Origin of the sequence: Pseudaquabacterium terrae, from assembly GCF_013266755.1 — a bacterium.
Classification (GTDB): Bacteria; Pseudomonadota; Gammaproteobacteria; order Burkholderiales; family Burkholderiaceae_C; genus Pseudaquabacterium; species Pseudaquabacterium terrae.
This window is the reverse complement of sequence record NZ_JABRWJ010000007.1, coordinates 33,360-47,756: the sequence shown is the minus strand read 5'-3', so window position 1 is coordinate 47,756 and position 14,397 is coordinate 33,360. Positions and strand designations below refer to the sequence as shown.

Annotated in this window: 15 protein-coding genes; 5 read left to right on the top strand and 10 right to left on the bottom strand. The window is 68.0% G+C overall.

Annotated features, from left to right (window positions below; genetic code table 11):
* Positions 1 to 6: 6 nt before the first annotated feature.
* Both clpA and clpS read right to left on the bottom strand, forming a co-directional pair.
* On the bottom strand, positions 7 to 2,307 hold the full coding sequence (gene clpA, locus HLB44_RS22305; RefSeq protein WP_173127292.1) for an ATP-dependent Clp protease ATP-binding subunit ClpA: 2,301 nt from the start codon (positions 2,305 to 2,307) through the stop codon (positions 7 to 9).
* Entirely contained in the window at positions 2,304 to 2,660 is a 357-nt protein-coding gene (gene clpS / locus HLB44_RS22300; RefSeq protein ID WP_173127289.1) for an ATP-dependent Clp protease adapter ClpS, read from the bottom strand. The genes clpA and clpS overlap by 4 nt, the downstream gene beginning before the upstream one ends.
* Positions 2,661 to 2,913: 253 nt before the next feature.
* Between clpS and HLB44_RS22295 the strand changes: the two genes are divergently transcribed.
* The gene (locus HLB44_RS22295; protein WP_173127286.1) at positions 2,914 to 3,147 is read left to right on the top strand and encodes a cold shock domain-containing protein; all 234 of its coding nucleotides are present in this window, start codon (positions 2,914 to 2,916) and stop codon (positions 3,145 to 3,147) included.
* Between the two features lie 71 nt (positions 3,148 to 3,218).
* Here HLB44_RS22295 and icd read toward each other — a convergent pair whose 3' ends face one another.
* The gene (gene icd / locus HLB44_RS22290) at positions 3,219 to 4,472 is read right to left on the bottom strand and encodes an NADP-dependent isocitrate dehydrogenase (protein WP_173127283.1); all 1,254 of its coding nucleotides are present in this window, start codon (positions 4,470 to 4,472) and stop codon (positions 3,219 to 3,221) included.
* A 151-nt stretch (positions 4,473 to 4,623) separates the two neighbouring features.
* Here icd and HLB44_RS22285 point away from each other — a divergent pair, with 151 nt between their 5' ends.
* Both HLB44_RS22285 and HLB44_RS22280 read left to right on the top strand, forming a co-directional pair.
* Complete coding sequence (locus HLB44_RS22285; RefSeq protein ID WP_173127280.1) at positions 4,624 to 4,821, top strand: hypothetical protein; 198 nt, start codon at positions 4,624 to 4,626, stop codon at positions 4,819 to 4,821.
* A gap of 143 nt (positions 4,822 to 4,964) precedes the next feature.
* Positions 4,965 to 5,429 carry a DUF192 domain-containing protein gene (locus HLB44_RS22280; RefSeq protein ID WP_246312411.1) on the top strand — a complete coding sequence of 155 codons (465 nt, stop codon included), beginning with the start codon at positions 4,965 to 4,967 and terminating at the stop codon, positions 5,427 to 5,429.
* A 16-nt stretch (positions 5,430 to 5,445) separates the two neighbouring features.
* On the opposite strand, the gene HLB44_RS22275 is transcribed toward HLB44_RS22280, so the two are convergent.
* The 5 genes from HLB44_RS22275 to HLB44_RS22255 all read right to left on the bottom strand — a co-directional run bounded on the left by HLB44_RS22275 (position 5,446) and on the right by HLB44_RS22255 (position 9,659).
* Entirely contained in the window at positions 5,446 to 6,882 is a 1,437-nt protein-coding gene (locus tag HLB44_RS22275) for a sensor histidine kinase (protein ID WP_173127275.1), read from the bottom strand.
* Positions 6,882 to 7,568, bottom strand: coding sequence for a response regulator (locus HLB44_RS22270; RefSeq protein ID WP_173127273.1), 687 nt, complete (start codon positions 7,566 to 7,568; stop codon positions 6,882 to 6,884). Before HLB44_RS22270 ends, HLB44_RS22275 begins: the two co-directional genes overlap by 1 nt.
* A 118-nt stretch (positions 7,569 to 7,686) precedes the next feature.
* Positions 7,687 to 7,881, bottom strand: a complete 195-nt coding sequence (locus HLB44_RS22265; RefSeq protein ID WP_173127270.1) for a hypothetical protein — start codon at positions 7,879 to 7,881, stop codon at positions 7,687 to 7,689.
* 143 nt (positions 7,882 to 8,024) lie between these two features.
* The gene (locus HLB44_RS22260) at positions 8,025 to 8,510 is read right to left on the bottom strand and encodes a hypothetical protein (RefSeq protein ID WP_173127267.1); all 486 of its coding nucleotides are present in this window, start codon (positions 8,508 to 8,510) and stop codon (positions 8,025 to 8,027) included.
* Positions 8,511 to 8,522: 12 nt separating this feature from the next.
* Positions 8,523 to 9,659, bottom strand: coding sequence for a cupin domain-containing protein (locus tag HLB44_RS22255; RefSeq protein ID WP_173127264.1), 1,137 nt, complete (start codon positions 9,657 to 9,659; stop codon positions 8,523 to 8,525).
* Positions 9,660 to 9,736: 77 nt separating this feature from the next.
* On the opposite strand from HLB44_RS22255, the gene HLB44_RS22250 reads away from it, so the two are divergent.
* Together HLB44_RS22250 and HLB44_RS22245 are read left to right on the top strand one after the other, a co-directional pair.
* Entirely contained in the window at positions 9,737 to 10,258 is a 522-nt protein-coding gene (locus tag HLB44_RS22250; RefSeq protein WP_173127261.1) for an FKBP-type peptidyl-prolyl cis-trans isomerase, read from the top strand.
* Positions 10,259 to 10,369: 111 nt separating this feature from the next.
* Positions 10,370 to 12,589 carry a PhoX family protein gene (locus HLB44_RS22245; protein WP_173127258.1) on the top strand — a complete coding sequence of 740 codons (2,220 nt, stop codon included), beginning with the start codon at positions 10,370 to 10,372 and terminating at the stop codon, positions 12,587 to 12,589.
* Here the strand turns inward: HLB44_RS22245 and dut are convergent, their stop codons facing one another.
* Together dut and coaBC are read right to left on the bottom strand one after the other, a co-directional pair.
* Entirely contained in the window at positions 12,590 to 13,039 is a 450-nt protein-coding gene (gene dut, locus HLB44_RS22240) for a dUTP diphosphatase (RefSeq protein ID WP_173127255.1), read from the bottom strand.
* Between the two features lie 79 nt (positions 13,040 to 13,118).
* A complete protein-coding gene (gene coaBC, locus HLB44_RS22235) occupies positions 13,119 to 14,324 on the bottom strand; it encodes a bifunctional phosphopantothenoylcysteine decarboxylase/phosphopantothenate--cysteine ligase CoaBC (RefSeq protein WP_173127252.1) in 1,206 nt (401 codons plus the stop codon).
* Positions 14,325 to 14,397 lie beyond the last annotated feature (73 nt).

The window sequence follows — 14,397 nt, the reverse complement described above, 5'->3', positions numbered from 1 at the left end:
TTGGCCTCAGGCAGGCGTCGGCTCGGTCTTCGGCTTGTCACTGCGGCGCGGCGGCTGGATGTCCAGCTGCACTTCGCCGGCATCGTCCACGTCGACCGTCAGCCGGCCACCGTCCACGAGTCGGCCGAACAGCAGCTCATCGGCCAGCGCACGGCGAATCGTGTCCTGGATCAGGCGCTGCATCGGCCGGGCGCCCATCAGCGGATCGAAGCCCTTCTTTGCCAGGTGAGCGCGCAGCTTGTCGGTGAAGGTGACCTCGACCTTCTTCTCGGCCAGCTGGCTCTCGAGCTGCAGCAGGAACTTGTCGACCACGCGCAGGATGATGTCCTCGTTGAGCGCACGGAAGCTGACCATGGCGTCGAGCCGGTTGCGGAACTCGGGCGTGAACATGCGCTTGATGTCGGCCATCTCGTCGCCCTGCTCGCGCCGGGTCGTGAAGCCGATCGTCGACTTGTTCATCGTCTCGGCGCCGGCGTTCGTCGTCATGATGATGATGACGTTGCGGAAGTCGGCCTTGCGCCCGTTGTTGTCGGTCAGCGAGCCGTGGTCCATCACCTGCAGCAGTACGTTGTAGACGTCCGGATGCGCCTTCTCGATCTCGTCGAGCAGCAGCACGCAATGCGGCTTCTTCGTCACCGCCTCGGTCAGCAGGCCGCCCTGATCGAAACCGACATAACCGGGCGGCGCGCCGATCAGGCGGCTGACCGCGTGACGCTCCATGTACTCGGACATGTCGAAACGCAGCAGCTCGATGCCGAGGATGAACGCCAGCTGCCGCGCGACCTCGGTCTTGCCGACGCCGGTCGGGCCGGAGAACAGGAAGGAGCCGATCGGCTTGTCCGGCTTGCCCAGGCCCGAGCGGGCCATCTTGATCGCCGCGGCGAGCGCGTCGATCGCCGGATCCTGGCCGAACACCACGCTCTTCAGGTCGCGATCCAGGCTGCGCAGCTTGCCGCGGTCGTCGTTCGACACCGAGGCCGGCGGAATGCGCGCGATTTTCGCGACGATGTCCTCGACCTCGCTGCGCGTGATCGTCTTCTTCTGCTTGCTCTTGGGCAGGATGCGCTGCGCGGCACCGGCCTCGTCGATCACGTCGATCGCCTTGTCGGGCAGGTGGCGGTCGTTGATGAACTTGGCCGACAGCTCGGCCGCCGCCTGCAGCGCGCCCAGCGCGTACTTGACGTTGTGGTGGTCCTCGAAGCGCGACTTCAGGCCCTTCAGGATCTCGATCGTCTGTTCGACCGTCGGCTCGACGACATCGATCTTCTGGAAGCGCCGCGACAGCGCCGCATCCTTCTCGAAGATGCCGCGGTACTCGGTGAAGGTGGTGGCGCCGATGCACTTCATCGCGCCGTTGGACAGCGCCGGCTTGAGCAGGTTGCTGGCGTCCAGCGTGCCACCCGATGCCGCGCCGGCGCCGATCAGCGTATGGATCTCATCGACGAAGAGGATCGCGTTCGGCTGATCCTTCAGCTGCTTCAGCACGCCCTTCAGGCGTTGCTCGAAGTCGCCCCGGTACTTGGTGCCGGCCAGCAGCGCGCCCATATCGAGCGCGTAGACCGTCGACTCGGCCAGCACCTCGGGCACGTCGTTCTGCGTGATGCGCCAGGCCAGGCCCTCGGCGATCGCCGTCTTGCCGACGCCGGCCTCGCCGACCAGCAGCGGGTTGTTCTTGCGCCGGCGGCACAGCACCTGGATCACGCGCTCGACCTCGGCTTCGCGGCCGATCAGCGGATCGATCTTGCCGTCGCGCGCCTGCTGGTTCAGGTTCTGCGTGAACTGGTCCAGCGGCGAGCCCTTGGTGTCGGTGGCCTCTTCCTTCTCGCCTTCGTTGTTGCCTTCGTTGGACTTCGTCGGCTCCGGCGGCTCGGACTTCTTGATGCCGTGGGCGATGTAGTTGACGACGTCCAGCCGCGTCACGCCCTGCTGGTGCAGGTAGTAGACGGCGTGCGAGTCCTTCTCGCCGAAGATCGCCACCAGCACGTTGGCGCCGGTGACTTCCTTCTTGCCCGAGCCGGTCGACTGCACGTGCATGATCGCGCGCTGGATCACGCGCTGGAAGCCCAGCGTCGGCTGGGTGTCGACCTCTTCCGTACCGCCGACGGTCGGCGTGTTTTCCTTGATGAAGGTCGTCAGGCTCTTGCGCAGGTCGTCGATGTTGGCGGCGCAGGCCTTCAGCACTTCAGCGGCCGAAGGGTTGTCCAGCAGCGCCAGCAACAGGTGCTCGACGGTGATGAACTCGTGGCGCTGCTGGCGTGCTTCGACAAACGCCATGTGCAGGCTGACTTCAAGCTCTTGCGCAATCATGCGGCCTCCATAATGCACTGCAACGGATGCCCGGCACGGCGGGCCGCGGCTAGCACCAGCTCGACTTTCGTCGCTGCAACGTCTTTCGTATAGACGCCGCAGACGCCGCGTCCTTCGTGATGAATCTTCAACATGATCTGCGTGGCCGTCTCCAGATCGCGCTTGAAGTATTGCTGCAAAACCATGACCACGAACTCCATTGGGGTGTAGTCATCGTTGAGCAACACCACTTTGTACATCTGCGGCGGCTTGGTCCGGGCGGTTTTGCGCTCGGCGACCACCGCACCCGCATCGTCCCGACGCGGCACGACAGGCGGCGGCGTCGGTGGTGATGGCGGGGTCGAATCGGGCATGCTTCATTCTATCGAGTTGGGTGTCGCACGAGGTGCCACCGCCGGATGTTGCGGCAACCGCGCCAGATGCAAGCCGTGAAAAGCGGCGCAGCAGGTCGCCAGATGCTCGGCACGCCGTTTGCGCCATCGCGCGCCGCGTACCTGTAGGGAGAGTACGACGCTGATCATCCAGATCGCCGCCTTGACGTGCATCTTTCATGCCGACCAGAATTTTCCGCACAGCAACACAAGAAATTGCTCGGGGAGTTCTGAAGTGAAGCAGACCGGTACGGTGAAGTGGTTCAACGACGCCAAAGGATTCGGGTTCATCGAACCCGACGCCGGAGGACCCGATGTGTTCGCCCATTTTTCGGCGATCGAGATGGATGGATTCCGGACGCTGAAGCAAGGCGGAAAGGTCCAGTTCGAGATGGTCCAGGGGCCGAAGGGCCAGCTGGCCCAGGGCATCCAGCCGGTGCTTGCCAGCCCGGCGATGACCGAGGCCTAGGATCGCGGTAGGGGTCCGCTGAAGTGCAAAAGCCCGCGACAGCGGGCCTTTGCTTCGGGCGTTCGAGCGCCTTACATGTGCTCGATCATCACCTGGCCGAAGCCGGAGCAGGAAACCTGCGTCGCGCCGTCCATCAGGCGGGCGAAGTCGTAGGTGACCTTCTTGCTCTGGATCGACTTCTCCATCGACGAGATGATCCGGTCGGCGGCTTCCTTCCAGCCCATGTGGCGCAGCATCATCTCGGCCGACAGGATCTCGGAGCCCGGGTTGACGTAGTCCTTGCCGGCGTACTTCGGCGCCGTGCCATGCGTGGCCTCGAAGCAGGCGACCGAGTCGGACATGTTCGCGCCCGGCGCGATGCCGATGCCGCCGACCTGGGCCGCCAGCGCGTCGGAGACGTAGTCGCCATTCAGGTTCAGCGTCGCGATCACGGAGTACTCGGCCGGGCGCAGCAGGATCTGCTGCAGGAACGCGTCGGCGATCGAATCCTTGACGACGATGTCCTTGCCGGTGCGCGGATTCTTGAACTTGCACCACGGTCCGCCGTCGATCAGCTCCGCGCCGAACTCGCGCTGCGCCAGCGCGTAGCCCCAGTCGCGGAAGCCGCCCTCGGTGTACTTCATGATGTTGCCCTTGTGCACCAGCGTCACGTTGGGCTTGTCGTTGTCGACCGCGTACTGGATCGCCTTGCGCACCAGGCGCTCGGTGCCTTCACGCGAGACGGGCTTGATGCCGATGCCCGAGGTATTCGGGAAGCGGATCTTCTTGACGCCCATTTCCTCGATCAGGAACTTGATGACCTTCTTGGCCTTGTCGCTCTCGGCCTCGTACTCGATGCCGGCGTAGATGTCCTCCGAGTTCTCGCGGAAGATCACCATGTTGGTCTTCTCCGGCTCCTTCAGCGGCGACGGCACGCCCTTGAAGTACTGGATCGGACGCAGGCAGACGTAGAGGTCGAGCTCCTGGCGCAGCGCGACGTTCAGCGAGCGGATGCCGCCGCCCACCGGCGTCGTCAGCGGCCCCTTGATCGAGACCACGTACTCGCGCAGGGCGGCCAGCGTCTCCTCGGGCAGCCAGACGTCGGGGCCATAGACCTTGGTCGACTTCTCGCCGGCGTAGATCTCCATCCAGTGGATGCGCCGCTTGCCGCCGTAGGCCTTCTCGACCGCCGCATCGACCACCTTGATCATCACGGGCGTGATGTCGAAGCCGGTGCCGTCCCCCTCGATGTACGGAATGATCGGCTGGTCGGGCACGTTCAGGGAGAAGTCCGCATTGACAGTGATCTTCTGCCCGCCCTCGGGCACCTTGATGTGCTGGTACATGTGGTTTGGCTCCGCGCTCTGCGCATCCGTTTGGGGTAAACCGGCAAATTTTATGTCAGCGCTGCTGTCAACCGACCCTTGCGGCAGCACGTTTCGTGGGTGCCTTCCCAATGAAGGAAGGTGAATTCAAACTTTCGAAAGGCATTCACAAATGAACAAGCTCCTGGCCGCCCTGATCGCCGCCGCTTTCGCCACTGGCGCTTTCGCCCAAGCCGCCAAGAAGGAAGAGAAGAAGGCCGAGGCCGCTCCGGCCGCCGCCGCTTCCGCCGCCAAGAAGGAAGAAAAGAAGGCCGAAGCGAAGCCCGCCGAAGCCAAGAAGGAAGCCAAGAAGGAAGAAGCCAAGAAGTAATTCCTGGTTCGTTGCGGTCGCCGGTCACGGCGGCCCGCTTCGTGAAACGCCCGGCCTGAAGCCGGGCGTTTTCACTTCTGCTGCACCCGCCGGGCTCGGGCGCCAGCCGAGATAATCCCCGCCAGCCCACTTACGCGCCGATGATGAAGCCGCTCCTTTCCTGGTCCGCCGCCCTGCCCGCCGTCGCGCTCTTCGTCTGGCTCGCGCCGGCCGCGGCGCAACAGCCGCAGCAACTGCCGACGCTGAAGCTCAACGCCGGCATGCACAACATCCAGGCCCAGGTCGCCAAGGCGCCGGATGAGCGGCAGGTCGGCCTGATGTACCGGCGCGACATGCCGGCGAACGAGGGCATGCTGTTCATCTTCGAGGAGCCGACCCAACAGTGCTTCTGGATGCGCAACACGCTGTTGCCGCTGACGATCGCCTTCGTCGCCGACGACGGCACCATCGTCAATCTGGCCGACATGAAGCCGCTGTCCGAGCAGTCGCACTGCTCGACCAAGCCGGTGCGCTACGCGCTCGAGATGAACCTGGGCTGGTTCGCCAAACGTGGCATCGGTGCGGGCTTCAAGCTCGGCGGCGCACCGTTCGCCAAGCAGCCGTCCTGAATGACACCGATCGCCGTCAGGCGGCCAGCCGGATCGTGAAGCGCATGCCCGGCACCGCCGGGCGCGTTGCCGCGTCGAGGCGACCGCCCATGCGTTCGATGATCTCGCGGGCGATCGCGAGCCCGAGGCCGGTGCCGCCGTCGTTGCGCAGATCGGCGCGCTCGCCGCGCCAGAACGGCTCGAACAGCCGCGGCAGCAGCTCGGGCGCGACGCCGGCGCCATCGTCCTCGATCTCGATGGTCGCGCCCGTACCGGTATGCGCGGCCTGCACGCGCAGCACGATGTGCTCGCCGCCGTAGCGCAAGGCGTTGTCGAGCAGGTTCACGACGACCTCCCCGAACCACATCGGGTGCACCCGCGCTTCGACCGGTAGCGGCGGCGCATCCAGCACGACGCTGCGGCCCTCGCGCAGACCACGCAGCACCAGCGGCTCGGTCGCCTCGCGCAGCAGCGGCACCAGCTCGTGCACGCGGTGATCGGCATCGACTGTCAACGCCGTCTCCGAACGCGCCAGGCTCAGCAGCTGGCCGATCAGCCGCGCCATGCGGTCACTCGAGCCCAGCAGTTGCGCGAGCACCGGCTCCCAGGGCCGATCGCCGCTGGCCGGCGCAACCGCGGACAGCTCCTGCTGCAGGTCCTGCACCAGCACGCGGATGCCGGCGACCGGCGTGCGCAGCTGATGCGCCGCATCGGCGATGAAGCGCCGCTGCACCGACATCGCGTGCTGCACGTTGTCGAGCAAGGTGTTGATGCGCTCGATCAGCGGCACTGCCTCGGCGGGCACGTCCTGCAGCGGCAGAGGCCGCCAGTCGTGCGTGTCACGCGCGGCGACTTCGGCGGCGACGTCGCGCAGCGGCTGCAAGCCGCGCCGGATGCCCCACGCCAGCAAGGTGAAGGTGATCGCACCGAGCGCCAGCGAGGGCAGCACGATGCCGATCTGGATGTCGCGGGTCGCCTGCGCACGCTTGCGCGTGCTCTCGACGACGATGATCGAGACGGCGCGGTCGAGCATCGGCGACATCACCGAGAACACCACGCCCCGCACCGGCTCGCCGCCATACAGGTCCTCGAACACCGTCGGCTGCTGCGTGCTGCGGCGATGCCAATCGGGCACCGGCACCTGCCCGTCACCGGCCAGCACGTTGCGGTCGGCATCGACCATCGCGAAGGCGTTGCGGTCGGCACGGTCCCAGGTGATCAGCTCCATCGCCTGGCGGCTCAGGTCGAGCAGCGGTCCGCGGTCGGTCCAGATGACCTTGGCGGCCAGCGCGCTCGCCTCGTCCTGCAGCCCCCGATCGAAGGCGGCATTGGCCGCGGCGCGCGCCAGCAGCAAGGCACCGGCGACCGCGACCGCCATGCCCAGCGCCCAGACCCAGAACAGCGGCTGCAGCAGTTGCCGCCGCAGGCTGGGGCCGTGCCGGCGTCCGGCCGGCAGCGTTCGCAGCTCGGGCATCAGGCCGCGGGCTCGCCAGGCGCGGCCGGCTCCATCACGTAGCCGAAGCCGCGCACGGTTTTGATGACGACGCCGAGCTCGGCGAAGCGCTTGCGCAGGCGGTGCACATAGACCTCGACCGAGTTCTCGCTGAAGTCGGACTCCCAGCTCGACAGCGTGCCTACGATGCTTTCCTTGGGCACGACGCGGCCGACACGCTGCATCAGCAGTTGCGTCAGCGCGATCTCGCGCGGGCTCATGCGCACGCGCTCGCCGCGAAACGTCAGCTCGCGGTGCGCGACGTCGAGCGTCAACTCGCCCACCGCCAGCACCTCGTCGATGCGGCCGTCGGCGCGGCGCTTCAACGCGCGCACGCGAGCCACCAGCTCGGGCACGTCGAAGGGCTTGACCAGGTAGTCGTCGGCCCCGGCGTCCAGGCCTTGCACGCGGTCGCTGAGGTCGTCGCGTGCCGTCAGCAGCAGCACCGGCAAGCGGGCGCCGCGGCCGCGCCAGTGGCGCAGCACTTCCATGCCGTCGCGCCGCGGCAGGCCGAGATCGAGCACCGCCACGTCGTAGGGCACGGCCAGGCCCTCCGCCATGGCCTGTTGGCCGTCGCCCAGCACATCGACGCGCCAGCCTTCGCGCTCGAAGGCCCGGCCGATGCCCAGGCACAGCGCGCTGTCGTCTTCCACCAGCAGGATTCGCATGGCGGCATGCTAGCGAGCGGCCATCGGCAGCGTGAGCGGGATGCCCCGCACACATTCGCTCACGGGATGAAAAAAGCCGCCCGGTGGGCGGCTTTCTTGGCAATCGGCTGAAGCCGAATTACTTGCTGGCAGCGGCCGAAGCGGCGTCGGCAGCGGCGGGGGCCGAAGCGGCGTCGGCAACCGAAGCGGCCGGAGCCGGGGCCGGGGCCGGAGCGACGACCACGGGCGCGGGCGCCGGAGCTTCTTCCTTCTTGCCGCAAGCAGACAGTGCGACGGCAGCAACCATGGAAGCCAACAGGAGCGACTTGTTCATTTGTGTCCTTCAGTGAAAAGTGTCGACCAATTACCGGTAACGGTTTGACTGATCCTGCAGAGCAGTTTGTTCAGTCCGGGATCAGGAAAGCTCGAGCCTCTCTTGAGCCCAGCCCGCGATTATAACCATCCTAGGGATGAACCCTAGAGACCGAGCGTCGTTGCTGGCCAGGCGGGCTCGCAACGTTGCGTGATCGCGTCACACGCCTCACCGAGCTGGCGCAGTTCCGCCGCGTCGCGCAGCGTGCGGCCGCGCCAGCGTTCGCGGTCCAGCAACTCGACCGCCGATGTGCCGGCCAGCAGCACGCTCGGCAGATCAACGCGTTCATCCGGCGCCGGCTGCCACGCCTGCACGCAATGCGACCAGTCGCGCCGCCATGCCGCGAGGCGCGGAAAGCGGCGCGTGACAGCGTCGTAGTCGACGCCCACCACCTTCAGCAGCCGGCCGGGCGCCTGGGCCCAACGTTGCAGCGCCTGCAGCACCGCCGTGTCATCGAACGGCCAGTCGGCGAAGTCCGAGTCGATGCACCAGACGACACGCGGCGCCTCGCCGGGCAGCGCGAGCAGGCGTTCGCGCAGCGCGGCGAGACACGCGTCGCGGCCATCGATCCGGTCATTGCGGTCTGCCATCGGGGCCTCCACTCAGGATTGTGACGCCGGTTCGGCATGCAGCCAGCCGGCCTCGGCCCAGTCCTCGAGCAAGGCGCGCGCCGTGTCGCTCGCCCGCGCCAGCGCCCGCGCATCGAGGCGGCGCCGATCGGCGAGCTGCCGCATCAGGCGTGCATCGGCGCCGCCGGCCCGGAAGGCCTCGCCGTTGATGAAGACGTGCTGCGCGTCGTACATCATCCGCGTGCGGCGGTCCAGCACCAGCGCTGCGCCGCCATCCGGCAGCGGCGCCCCGCCGTCGAACCAGACCTGCGCCTTCGGTTCCGTCAGCTGCACACCGAGCGCCCGCGCCAGCACGGCCGGATCAGCGAGCGCGCGGCGCAGCGCCGCGGCCGCGAAGTCGCTCAGCGCGGGCGGGATCAACGCCGGCGTGGCGGTCGCGGCCTGCGATCGATCGCGGTACAGCGCATCGACCTCCGGCGGCTCGATCTCATCAGCGGCCCGTTGCAGCAGCTCGGACGCCAGCGCGGCGCGGCCCGGCGCGCGAAAGCCGATCGAGCAGGTCATGCACTCGTCCTCGGCGATGCCGTCGTGGCCCCACAGCGGCGGCACGTAGAGCATGTCGCCAGGCTCGAGCACCCACTCGTCGGTCGGCACGAAGTGGCGCAGGATCTTCACCGGCAGGCCGTCGACCAGCGAGCGGTCGGCCACCGGCCCGACGCGCCAGCGCCGCCGACCCTGAACCTGCAGGAGGAAGACGTCGTAGGAATCGAGGTGCGCACCGACGCCGCCGCCCGGCGTGGCATACGAGACCATCAGGTCGTCGAGCCGCGCCTCGGGCACGAAACGGAAACGATCGAGCATCGCGCGCGCGCCGTCGTCGTGCAGGTCGAGGCCTTGCACCAGCAAGGTCCAGTCGGCCCGCGCGAGCGGCGGCAACGCACGCCGCGTGAACGGACCGCGGCGCATGCGCCAGTGATCGCCATCACGCACGACGAGGCGCGATTCGACGTCGTCGCGGCCGGCCAGTGCGAACAGCGCGCTGCGCTCGAGCGGTGGTCGCGCCCCGGCCCAGGCCTGGCGCACCAGCAGCGGCTTCTTCTGCCAGTGGCGGCGCATGAACTGAGCCGGGGTCAGGCCGCCGAGCAAGGCGGTCATTGCATGGACATCCATGGGCGCGATTGTCACCACGGCTCAGGCCAGCGCACTGTCGGCGCTGCCCGCAGCAGACGATGTGCGATCATTCTTCGATGCTGATTTCAAAGCCCTGCGTCGTGAGCCTGACGTGGACCCTCGCCGACGGTCAAGGCGAGGCGATCGATGAGTTGACCGAGCCGATGGAGTTCTACTACGGCGGCGACGACCTGCTGCCGAAACTCGAGGAAGTGCTCGACGGCCAGGCCGCCGGCTTCGAGACCCACGTGCGCCTCGAGCCCGAGCAGGCCTTCGGCGACTACGACGCCGAGCTGGTCTGCTTCGAGGACCGCGCGCTGTTCCCCGAGGGGATCGAAGAAGGCATGCAGTTCGACGGACTGCCCGAAGGCGCGCAGACGGTGGGCATGCCCACCGACACGATCTACACCGTCACCGAGGTCTACCCGACGCACATCGTGCTCGACGGCAACCACCCGCTGGCCGGCATGGCGCTGCAGTTGCGGGTGCAGGTGATCGCCGTGCGCGCGGCGACCGACGAGGAGCGTGAGGCCGGCTCGGTCGCCGAAGGCCCGCTGAGCGTGGTGGCGGGCGGTCCGGGCGCCGACACGCTGCACTGATCGCTCGCTCGCGGCGCGGCCACCGCGTCATCCCGCTGACACGAAGGCGTCACGGCCGATTCACCCCGCTTGCCTAGGCTCGCGCGCTTGATCCACTCACAAGCGCCCGCCATGAGCACGCACGGTCCCCGCCTGCACGACGACGAAGACAACAACAATTCCGGCAATACCAGTTTCCAGAGCGTGCTCGATGCACGCCTGAGCCGCCGCAGCCTGCTGCGCGGCGGCGTCGGCAGTGCGGCCACCGCCGTTCTCGGAAGCTTGAGCCTGGCCGCCTGCTCGACCGATGACGACGGCCCCGCGCCGGCGCCGGCGCCGACCGAGAAGCTGCTCGCCTTCAACGCCGTGTCGAAAAGCCTGGCCGATGCGGTGGTCGTGCCCGCCGGCTACACGGCGAGCGTGCTGTATGCACTCGGCGACCCGCTGAGCTCGGCCACGCCGGCGTTCAAGAACGACGGCAGCGACGGCAGCTTCGAGCAGCGCGCGGGCGACCACCACGACGGCATGGACTGGTTCGGCTTGAGCGCCACCGGCACGCCGTCGACCACCGCGGCGGACCGTGGCCTGCTGGCGATGAACCACGAGGCGACGACCAACGAGAAGCTCAATTCGCACTTCCTGCATGCCAACGGCGGCACCTCCACGCTGCCGCGCCCGGCCGCCGAGGTCGACAAGGAGGTCGCGGTGCACGGCGTCTCGGTGGTCGAGGTGCGCAAGAACGCCGCCGGCGCGTGGGAATACCTCGCCGGCTCGGCCTTCAACAACCGCTTCACCGCGCTGACCGAGATGGAGATCGCCGGCCCCGCGCGCGGCGACGCGCTGCTGGTGACGAAGTACTCGACGACCGGCACCGTCACGCGCGGCACGCTGAACAATTGCGGCACCGGCAAGACGCCGTGGGGCACGCTGTTGACCGGCGAGGAAAACTGGGCCGGCTACTTCACGCGGGCCACAGGGGACAACGCCGCACGCGGCAACGACAGGAGCGTCACCGCCAACAACCGCTACGGCAACGCCGAGGGCGTCGCGACGCGCCATGGCTGGGAGTCGGGCGGCAGCGAAGACCGCTTCGCGCGCTGGAACAACGCGAAGACGGGCAGCTCGACCAACGGTAGCGATGACTACCGCAACGAGATGAACGGCATGGGCTACATGGTCGAGATCGACCCGTACGACAAGTCGAAGAAGGCCAAGAAGCGCAGCGGGCTGGGCCGTTTCGCGCACGAGAGCGCGGCGTTCTCGAAGCCGGTCGCGGGCCAGCCGCTGGCGGCCTACATGGGCGACGATTCGCGCAACGAGTACATGTACAAGTTCGTCTCGACGGCGCTGTGGGATGCCGCCGATGCCAACGCGGCCAACCGCATGGCGGCGGGCGACAAGTACCTCGACGCCGGCAAGCTCTATGTCGCGAAGTTCGCGGCCGACGGCACCGGCCAGTGGCTCGAGCTGTCGATCACGACCCCGGCGATCGCCGGCTATGCGAAGTACGCCTTCGCGAACCAGGCCGACGTGCTGGTCAACGCGCGCCTGGCAGCCGACGCCGTCGGCGCGACGAAGATGGACCGCCCCGAGTGGTGCGCCGTGCATCCGGTCACCGGCGAGGTCTACTACACGCTGACCAACAACAGCAACCGGCGCGCGGAGCCGAGCGGCTCGTCGCAATCGGCGCCCGACAGCGCGAACCCGCGCACCTACACCGACACCAAGGGCGCCTCGACTCAGCAGCTGGGCAACGTGCACGGCCACATCGTGCGCCTGAAGGATGCGACGCCCGGCGCGACGAGCTTCACCTGGGACGTCTACCTGTTCGGCGCGGAAGCCGGCTCGGCAGCCGACGTCAACCTGTCCGGCCTGACCGCCGACCGCGACTTCTCGAGCCCCGACGGCGTGGCGTTCAGCGCCGCGACCGGCATCTTCTGGATCCAGACCGACGACGGCGCCTACACCGACGTCACCAACTGCATGATGCTGGCCGCGCTGCCGGGCCAGGTGGGCGATGGCGGCAAGAAGACGATCACGCATGCGCGCGCGACCGGCGCTGCGCTGTCGGTCGACACCTTCATCGGCAAGCAGCCGACGGCGGACACGCTGAAGCGTTTCCTGGTCGGCCCGGTCGGCTCGGAGATCACCGGCCTGGCCGAGACGCCGGATGGCAAGACGCTGTTCGTCAACATCCAGCACCCGGGCGAGAACACCGCGCTGGCCAACCTGGCCGATCCGGCCAAGTACACCAGCCAGTGGCCGAGCAACGCCGGCTACGGTGCCGGCAAGCGGCCGCGCTCGGCGACCATCGTCATCACGAAGAACGACGGCGGCCGGGTCGGCAGCTGATCAGTGTTTGCCGGTTGAGCCGAAGCCCCCTTCGCCGCGCGACGAGCTTTCAAACTCGTCGACGCGGCGGAAGGCGGCGTGTACCACCGGCACGATGACCATCTGCGCGATGCGCTCGAGCGGCTGCACGACGAAGGCCTGCTGACCGCGGTTCCAGCAGCTGACCATCAGCGGGCCCTGGTAGTCGCTGTCGATCAGGCCGACCAGGTTGCCGAGCACGATGCCGTGCTTGTGGCCGAGGCCCGAGCGCGGCAGCAGCATCGCCGCCAGGCCGGGATCGCCGATGTGGATCGCGAGCCCCGTCGGGATCAACGCCGACTGGCCGGGCTCCAGCGTCAGCGGCGCGTCGAGGCAGGCACGCAGGTCCAGGCCGGCGCTGCCGGGCGTCGCGTAGTGCGGCAATTGCTCGGCCATGCGGGGGTCGAGCACTTTCACGTCGATGGTCGTCATGCGTGTGCCCGCCCGGCCGCCCGAAGGGCACAGCGCCCCTCGGGGGCAGCGAACGAAGTGAGCTTGGGGTCCATCAATTTCATAGGCGAGTGGCGATCTCGCGCACCAGTTCGCGCGCGAGGCCGAGCTTGTCGGCGGTGGCGATCTCGCGTTCGCCGTGGGCATCGACCAGCAGCAGCGTGTTGTCATCGCGGCCGAAGGTGGCGGGGCCGAGATTGCCGACCACCAGCGGCACGTTCTTTCGTACGAGCTTCTCGCGCGCATGGCGCGCCAAGTCCTGGCTCTCGGCCGCGAAGCCGACGCAATAGGGCCGGTCGGGCAGGCGGGCCACTGCCGCCAGGATGTCCGGGTTCTCGGTCATCTCGAAGCTCGGCACGCGCTGCGTGCCGTCCTTCTTGATCTTGTGTTCGGCCAGCGTCGCCGGCCGCCAGTCGGCGACCGCCGCGGTGGCGACGAAGACGTCGTGCGCCGCGGCCTGCGGCAGCACCGCGTCATGCATCTGCTGGGCGCTGCGCACGTCGATGCGCTGCACATGCCGCGGCGTCGGCAGGTGCACCGGTCCGGCGACCAGCGTGACCTGGGCGCCCGCCTCCTGCGCCGCGCGGGCGATCGCGAAGCCCATCTTGCCGCTGGAGAGGTTGGTGATCCCGCGCACCGGGTCGATTGCCTCGAAGGTCGGGCCGGCGGTGATCAGCACCCTGCGGCCGGCCAGCAGCTTCGGCTGGAAGAAGGCGATCATTTCTTCGCACAACTCCACCGCTTCGAGCATGCGGCCGTCGCCGATCTCGCCGCAAGCCTGGTCACCGGCGCCCGGGCCGAGGATCGTCGCGCCATCGGCCACCGCTTGCGCGACGTTGCGCTGCGTCGCCGGATGCGCCCACATCTCGCGGTTCATCGCCGGCGCCAGCAGCAGCGGGCAGCGCTCGATCGGCCGCGCGATGCACAGCAGCGACAGCAGCTCGTCCGCCCGCCCCTGCGCGATCTGGGCAATGAAGTCGGCCGACGCCGGCGCGACGAGGATCGCATCGGCCTCGCGTGACAGGTTGATGTGCGCCATGTTGTTCGGCTCGCGCGCATCCCACTGGCTCAGCGCGACCGGGCGGTTCGACAGCGCCTGCATCGTCACCGGCGTGATGAAGGCCTGCGCGGCCTCGGTCATCACCACCTGCACCGTGGCGCCGCCCTTGGTGAGCTCGCGCACCAGCTCGGCGGACTTGTAGCAGGCGATGCCGCCGGACAGGCCGAGCACGACATGGCGACCTGCGAGAGGCAACGGAATCGACATGGCTGCGCAATGTAGCGCAGGCCTCCGATCCCCTACCGCGGCACACGGGCAAAGCATCTTGAACTTTCAGTAA

Bases quoted from the DNA above. Each gene is read 5' to 3' on its own strand.
- clpA (WP_173127292.1), bottom strand. From the start codon at position 2,307: ATGATTGCGCAAGAGCTTGAAGTCAGCCTGCACATGGCGTTTGTCGAA.
- clpS (WP_173127289.1), bottom strand. From the start codon at position 2,660: ATGCCCGATTCGACCCCGCCATCACCACCGACGCCGCCGCCTGTCGTG.
- icd (WP_173127283.1), bottom strand. From the start codon at position 4,472: ATGTACCAGCACATCAAGGTGCCCGAGGGCGGGCAGAAGATCACTGTC.
- HLB44_RS22285 (WP_173127280.1), top strand. From the start codon at position 4,624: ATGAACAAGCTCCTGGCCGCCCTGATCGCCGCCGCTTTCGCCACTGGC.
- HLB44_RS22280 (WP_246312411.1), top strand. From the start codon at position 4,965: ATGAAGCCGCTCCTTTCCTGGTCCGCCGCCCTGCCCGCCGTCGCGCTC.
- HLB44_RS22275 (WP_173127275.1), bottom strand. From the start codon at position 6,882: ATGCCCGAGCTGCGAACGCTGCCGGCCGGACGCCGGCACGGCCCCAGC.
- HLB44_RS22270 (WP_173127273.1), bottom strand. From the start codon at position 7,568: ATGCGAATCCTGCTGGTGGAAGACGACAGCGCGCTGTGCCTGGGCATC.
- HLB44_RS22265 (WP_173127270.1), bottom strand. From the start codon at position 7,881: ATGAACAAGTCGCTCCTGTTGGCTTCCATGGTTGCTGCCGTCGCACTG.
- HLB44_RS22260 (WP_173127267.1), bottom strand. From the start codon at position 8,510: ATGGCAGACCGCAATGACCGGATCGATGGCCGCGACGCGTGTCTCGCC.
- HLB44_RS22255 (WP_173127264.1), bottom strand. From the start codon at position 9,659: ATGGATGTCCATGCAATGACCGCCTTGCTCGGCGGCCTGACCCCGGCT.
- HLB44_RS22250 (WP_173127261.1), top strand. From the start codon at position 9,737: ATGCTGATTTCAAAGCCCTGCGTCGTGAGCCTGACGTGGACCCTCGCC.
- HLB44_RS22245 (WP_173127258.1), top strand. From the start codon at position 10,370: ATGAGCACGCACGGTCCCCGCCTGCACGACGACGAAGACAACAACAAT.
- dut (WP_173127255.1), bottom strand. From the start codon at position 13,039: ATGACGACCATCGACGTGAAAGTGCTCGACCCCCGCATGGCCGAGCAA.
- coaBC (WP_173127252.1), bottom strand. From the start codon at position 14,324: ATGTCGATTCCGTTGCCTCTCGCAGGTCGCCATGTCGTGCTCGGCCTG.